The following is a 7,204-nucleotide window of genomic DNA, read 5'->3' as shown; positions in this document are numbered from 1 at the left end:
GTGGTGGTGGGCCGCGTCGCTGGTCACGGTCCGGACCTGCGGCGGCGCCTCCCCGGGGTGTACGGGGTCGACCGGCGCCTGGAGCCGCCAGCTCGCCGCCGTCGGCTTCTTGTCCATCGACGAGGGGCTCAGGGACAGCACCGGGTGGTGCTGTCCGCCGGGGTGGGCGATCCCCGTGCGGGCGCGGGTGGTCGTCGCGGTGCGGCCCAGCCGCTCGTTCAGCACGTCCGCCAGCGCGCTGCGGTAGAAACCGGGGATGTCCAGCACCACGACGGCGTTGAGAGCCCGGGTCGTCAGGAGCGGGTGGTAGGCCAGCAGTTCCGCCAGCTCCGCGAACGGCACCCGGCGGACCGGCTGCCCGGGACCGAAGCGCAGGCGCACGGCGCCCCGGTCCCGCGCGTCGTAGGACCCCCGCACCACGAAGGGCGCCGCCCGGTCCACGTCCCGCCGGTCCTTGCCGGCCCACGGGGCCCGGACCAGTCCGCCGGGTGTCCGGATCCGCGAGGTGTCCAGGGTCTGGATCCGGGGCCCGGTGACGGACCAGTCGTACCCGACATACTCCCCGTCCCGCAGCGGGTCGGTCAGCGCGTTGCCCGGGTCGAAGGCCCCGGCCAGCTCCAGATGGAACGCGGCCAGCACGTCGTGGTCGGTGGCGTCCCGTCCGCGCGCGAACGCGGTGTGGACCAGGGCCCACAGCTGGGCCCGCCGCGCGGCGTCCACCGGGTCCGAAGCCTCCAGGTGGAGGGCCTTGCGCGCGAGGCCGTCGAAGTCCAGGCCGGGGCTGTCCAGCAGTTCGTGGGCCTTGACCCGGGCCCAGAACGCCCGGGAGCGGTGGCTGTCGTCCACCTGGGGGTGCGCGACGTCCAGCAGGGCCGCCACGGTGGCGTCGTGGCGGGAGGGATCGGGGGCCCCGTTCTTCCAGGCGCTCGCCGCCTCGATCGCGGGCGGCAGCGTCACGAAGTCGCCCAGGCGCGTGCCGGAGGCGGTGTCCGCCGCCTTCAGGAGCACCGCGCGGTAGTCCGCCCGGCGCGGCTCCATCCGCCCCGCGGGGAGGGTCGCCTCGACGATCCGGTGGAAGAGGTCCATCGTGAACGGGCCCGCGGCACCGAACCTGCCGTCGGCGTACCACATCCGCTCCAGGGCCGCCGCCCCGCGCAGCAGCTTGGCGTACCCGGGGTTCTTCTCGACGCGCACGGCGTCGTCCACCTCGTTGCCCAGCACCAGCCGCAGCGCGCGCACGAGGCGCAGCGTCCTCGTCCGCCGCTGAGCGGACACCCGTCCGCCGGGACCGCTGTAACCGATGGCCCGCGCCCGCCGGAGCAGCTCACCTGCCCGGGGCTCGGGGAAGAACTTCCCCCGGGAGGAGAGCCGCCCTCGGGGGTCGCTGTACAACACGCGGAAGTAGACCCGGTTCGGGGGAGCACCGTCGGCGCCGATCGCGGAGACCCGGATCGTGCAGCGCACCTTGCGCCGCAGTCCGTTGGCGTAGCGCTGCCCGATGGACACGTGCTCCAGCGGGTCGGCGACGTAGGGCCCGGGCAACCCTGTGCCAACCTGGTCGTACTCGGGCACCCGTCCGTTCCGGCCCGAACCCGCCCAGCAGATCTCCAGATCGGCCCACTGCCCCTCGGCGTAGGCGGACATGCTGTTGCGCCGTGCGCGGGCCCACTGCTCGGCCTCCTGGCCGTCCAGGCGCCGGGACCCGCCGCCCTCCAGCGGCAGGAGTATGCCGTCGGGGCCCCCGTGGGCGCTCTGATAGCCGGCCGGCTCCGCCTCGTCCGGGTCCGTCGGGACGAAGCGCCTGGATAGGGTGCCCGTGGCGACGTTCAGATGCGCGAACTCCCGTACGCGGTCCATGCGCCGGAAGAACTTCCCACGCAGACCCGCCATCTCGGCGGGCGTGAACGCGGCGCGTCCGGACTGCTTCTTCGTCGACAGGCTGACCATGGCCGAGGTCTCCACGTCGTGGTGCCAGTACGGCAGGTCGTCCGGGGAGCCGGGATCAAGGTCGGGCGGGCTGGGCACCCAGTCGCCCTCGGGCTTCCCCGGGTGGTGGACGACCGTGATCCTCGCCGGTGCCCCCGGCCTGGCGATCACCTCCAGGTCGCCGCTGTGCGCGTGCACGGTGCGGCCGGTGCGGAACGCCAGCAGGCGCGGCAGGAAGAGCAGACCGTGGCCCGCGCGCGGGACGGCCAGCACGATCGGCACGTCTTTCGGCAGCGCCGCCAGGACCGGATCATGCGCCAGCAGCTCGGCGAACTCGTCCATGCGCAGCTTGCGGGTGGTGCCGTCCGGCCACGGCACCACGACCCCCTTCCGGTCCCCCGCGGCGGCCACGACGTAGGCGGGCTCGTCCCCCTCCCACGACGGCTCGTCCGCCCCGGCGTCGATGACCTTGCCCTGCTCGTCCTTCGTGATCCGCTCGCCCGTGGCGGTGTCCAGTTCGCGGGCCCGCACGGAAGTCCAGTTCAGACCGGCGGGATCGCCCGGGCTCCGCGCGGCGGTGAACCGGAAGCGGTCGTCGAACACGCCCTGCTGCTGGACGTGGAACGCCCCCAGGGCCGCGAGGCTCGTCGCCCGGCCCGCCCGGTCGGCGGCCGTCACCAGGTCCAGCAGCTCGTTCCGGACGTCCTGGTCCACGTTCTGCTCGTCGGTCAGATGGAGGACGCGGCGGGCGAGGACGTCCAGATTCATCGGCCCGCGGCGCAGCATCTTGTCCTGGCGGCGCAGCCGGTCCAGGAGGTCCACCGCCTCCGCGCGAGGGGCGCTGGAGAACTGGATCAGCGTCGGCCTGGGGGACTGCCCGTTGTTCTCGTCGGCGGGGGCGGGGGGAAGACCGCGCCGCCGCACGGTGAAGTGCTGCGGCCCCAGGGGCGGCAGACCGGCCGGGCGTCTCCTGTTCAGCGGGTTGAGCACTCGGCCCAGCTCCAGCATCAGCGCCTGGTACACGGCCCGGGCACGCTGCGCCCCGCGCTGCCGCGCCGCCTCCTGCCGCTCGGCCGGCGGGGCGCCGGACCGCACGTCGTCGCCGTATCCGGAGATGCCGAGTTCGGGCAGCGGCGCGCCAGCCCGCCAGTTGCGCATCCCGACGAGGGCCAGCCGGCGCGCCAGTTGCCGCACCTTCCCGGCCTCGTCCGGGGACAGCGCGACGGACGGCCTCGTGAACCTCACCTCCGCCGTCCGCGGCAGCCCGGTGCGGGGCGCCGCGGACGGCGTGGAGCTGTCGGAACCGGAGTCCGGACCGGAATCGGTGCCGGACTCCTCGTCCGAGGAGTCGCTGTCAAGGGAGGCCGCGGAGGATTCGGAGGAGTAGAGGGCCTCGTCCAGGATGCTGTCCGCGTCCGAGGACTCCGCCCCGGCCCCGTCCGGGGCATCCCGTATGTCGGTGTCCCACTCCGCGTCCGACTCCGGCTCCGACGATGTGGTGCCGACATCCGCCATGTCGACGTCCGAGGAGCTGACGATCAACGGCCCCTCGGGCCGGGGACCGGACGCGGACAGTTCGGCGTCGTCCGTCCGCCGGGGAGTGGCCTCCGTCCACCGGGGACGCAGTCCCAGCTCCCGGCGCCGGGTGTCGGCCAGCTCCACGGCCGAGCGGGCATCGGTGCCGTGGGCGAGCAGATGCGCGGCGACGTCCCGCACCGCCGCGCGGAACCCCTCCCCCGCGTACCGGACATCGGACCGGGCCGCGTCCGGCACGGCGGGCAGCACCAGGAACGCGGCCAGCTCCCAGGCCCGCGCGGCGTCCGGCACCGCGCCGCTCCCGGACTCCGCACCGTCCTGCTGGCTCGCGCCCTCGTCCGGCCCGAGGGCTGCCGTGTCCGCCGTGTCCGCCGTCGCTGCGGTGTCGGCGGTGGCTGCCGTGTCCGCCGCGAACGCCTCGTACGACGACCGCCACAGCCGCCCCGCCACCGCGGCGGCGACCCCCTCGACACCGTCCGGCCCCGGGCCGTGCCCGCTCAGCAGCAGCCGCACCTGGACCAGCGGGTCCAGGGTGCGCGCCGCGAGCCGGCCGCCGCCGAGCACGGCCTCCAGCTCCTGGCTCTGGCTCAGCTCGGCGCCCAGGGCGCGCACTTCGGCCGCGTCGACCAAGGTGTCGGGGGCCAACCGGGGCGCGTCCGGGGACAGGTCCTCCTTCGTCACCTGGTCCCCGAGCCACACCCGCAGGTCGTCGGGGAAGGGCGGGAGCGGGACGGAGCCCCCGGCCGGGGCGACGGCGGCCAGCCGACTCGGCGGGACACCGAGGGCGTACAGCCGCGCCGTCGCGTCCTCCAGCCACTCCAGGGCCTCGCGGAGCCGTGGCGCGGCGTCCGGGCCGGCCGCGGCGGTCTCGGTGACGAGTTCCCGCGCCCGGGTGTGCTCGTCCCAGGTGAGCGCGAGGGCCCCGGCGCTCCCGTCCTGGGGCGGTCCGGACGGTGCGGTCTGGGCGGACGGTTCGGTCTGGGCGTCCGGTCCGGTCTGTGCCGGCGGTTCGGCCCGTGCGTCCGGTTCGGCCGCCGCTGCCCATTGTTCTGCCGGTGCCACCGGTTCGGCCGGTGCCTCGGCGGGCCGCCGCACCACGGGCGGTACCTGCGAGGCGGTCGCATAGGTGGGGCCGGGCGCGATGGGCGGCGGGGCCGGGGCGGAATGCGCGGCGGGCGGATACAGGTCGCGCGGCCTGAGGAGGCCCCAGTCCGAGAGGTCGGGGCGGCGGCCCGACGCGTCCGGGGCCACGCAGACGGTGAACGTCCGGGAGCCCGGGGGGCGGTGGATGCCGGTGCGGCCGTAGGTGGACCACACCGTGCGGCCCGAGTTCCGCGCGGCCTGCCCGGCGGGTGTGCTGAGGGCGGGCCCGCCGGCGGGGGGCCGGGCGCCGTCGCCCACCAGGATGATGTCGGTCCCCATCGGCGCCGCGTGCAGCGCGGGGTCGCGGAAGACCAGTTCACCGAACTCCTCGACGGTAACCGGTCCACCCCCGAAACCGCCGTCGAAGACGTACGGGAACGGGGCCGGGCGTCCGGGCGTGTACCAGGGGGCGGGGACCGTGCCGGCCACGACGAGCCTCCCGTCCGGGCCGTGGTCCAGCACCGTGACGACGCTGGGGTCGAACTCGCCGTCCAGCCCCGCCGAACCGTGTCGCAGGTCGCGGCCGTTGACCGCGCCGGAGCCGTCCCGGCCCAGCGTGGCGTCCGACAGGGCGCCCCGGCTCTCCAGGTGGAAGGCGGCCAGTTCGGGGAGCGTGGCCCGGCCCGCGGCCAGTGCCTTGCGGGCCAGCGCCGCGGCCTCGGCGAACCGCGCCTCCCCGGGGCGGTCGAGGTGCAGCAGGACGGCGGCGAGCCGGCCGCGGTCCGGGACGGTGCCCACCAGTTCCAGCAGCTTGACGTCGGCCCACAGCAGCCGGGACAGTTCCGCCTCGCCCACCGGCTGCCCCGGCTCGACGCCCAGGACCTCGCGGGCCGCCGCGTCGGCGGTGGGCGTCCCCGTGGCGGGCAGCCGGTCCAGGGCGGTGACCACGTGCGGCAGCGCGGCGAAGCGGGTGAGGGGACCCGGGCCGGTCTGCCATGCGGCGTCGGCCCGGCCGAGCATCTCGCGGACCCGCTCGGGCGTGACGGGTGCGGTGGGGGACGGAGCCGGACCGTAGCCGCGCACGACCCGCACCAGCAGGTCGAGGGTGAACTCGCGGGCCCCGCCGCGGTTCAGCCGGGGATCGCGTTCCCGCATGAGGTCGAGCGCGCCGATGCCCCTGAGCAGGGCCGGGTAGTCCGGCCGGCCGTCGATGTCGGGGCCGAAGACCTCGCGCAGCGCCCGCACCAGCCGCAGCGCCCGCTGCCGGACGGCCTCGGTGGCGGGGCCCGGGCCGTGGTGGAGCCCGGCCGTGCGGGCCCGCTCGTCGAGCACGGCGCCCTTCGGCTCCGGGAGGAACTTCACCCAGGCGGCGCCCTCGCCGCGGACGTTGCCCGACAGAACGATGACCACGGTGCCGTCCGGCAGAGTGCTCGTGGAGGCCCGGTGGACGGGGGCGTACACCGTCGCCCCGCTCTCGTTGGCCACCTTCTGCCCGACAGACACCACGGCGAGCCTGTCCGGCACGAACGGGAGCGGGCCGTCGGCGCGCCCGTCCAGGAGGACCCCGCCGATGCCCGGCCGCGCCGCGGAGAAGCAGACCAGCAGCGCGCGGTCCGGCAACGACCGGACCCGGGAGAACAAGCGGGCCAGGGCGCGGGCGTGCTCGGCGCCGCTCTTCCACAGCAGTCCGCGCACGGTGGCCCAGCCGACGCCGTCCGGTGCTCCGTGCTGGGCGTCGAAGCCGGTCTGCCCGAGCCGCCAGGGCACGTTCCGCGGCGTGCTGAACGCGCCGAGCTGCATGTTGTAGGTCACGTACGAGGTCACCGACGGCAGCCGCGCGGCGTGCGCCAGCCGCATCAGGCCAGCGGCGCCCTCGGCCGCCACGTCGACCGAGACGAGGCCGGTCATCCAGCCGTCCGCCGTCGTGAGGGGGAAGATGTCGGCGTCCCGCTCCCAGCCCGGGGACGGGTCCGCGGTGGCCGCCCCCGCCGGGTCCGGCGCGGTCAGGACGAAGCCGCCCCGGGGCCGGCCCGCCTCGTCGGCCAGCCCGAACACCGGGCCCGAGGGCCGTCCCGGCAGGGATATCACCGCCGGGACGCCGCTGGTGGACACCACGGTGCGGTCCAGCCGGGTGGCGACCGCCGAGGGGCCGGTGAGCGAGCGGCCGAAGCCGGGGACCATCAGCGCCAGGGGAACGTCCCGCGGCTGGGCGGTCAGGACCCGGTCGAGGGCCAGCAGTTCGGCCAGCACCTCGGCCGGTGCCTCGCGCGCGAACCCGGCGCGGCCCCGCACCAGCGCCCGGCGTCCGCCGGAGGCCACCAGCAGGTAGGCGCCGGGCCGGCCCGGCCCCGTGGCCCACAGCGCCGGGCCGATCTCGCCGACGGTGCTGCCCTGCGGTCCATCGGTCCGCACGGCGGTGGTGGAGAGGTCGAGATCGGAAGGGATCCGGGTGCCGGTCCAGTTGAGCCCCCGGGGGCGGCCCTGGGCGTCGGTGACACGGAACCGGTCGTCCAGCACCCCGTGCTGCACGAGGTGCAGCGCGCTGAGGCCGGCGAGGCTGCGCACGCTCCCGGCCTCCGGGGACGACGCCAGCTGGAACACCGCGGCGCGCCGCTCGCCGGTCACCCGCTCCTGCGGGGTGAGCAGCAGGACACGGCGG

The 7,204-nt window shown here is 76.1% G+C and carries 1 protein-coding gene; it reads right to left on the bottom strand.

What is annotated here, in order from left to right; translation table 11 throughout:
- Positions 1-7,204: lonely Cys domain-containing protein (locus FM076_RS25390; RefSeq protein WP_173873235.1), on the bottom strand; the 7,204-nt coding region annotated here is incomplete at both ends.

Origin of the sequence: Streptomyces albus subsp. chlorinus, from assembly GCF_013302895.1 — a bacterium.
Taxonomy (GTDB): Bacteria; Actinomycetota; Actinomycetes; order Streptomycetales; family Streptomycetaceae; genus Streptomyces; species Streptomyces chlorinus.
The sequence above is the reverse complement of the archived record's forward strand: the minus strand, read 5'-3'. Positions and strand labels throughout refer to the sequence as shown.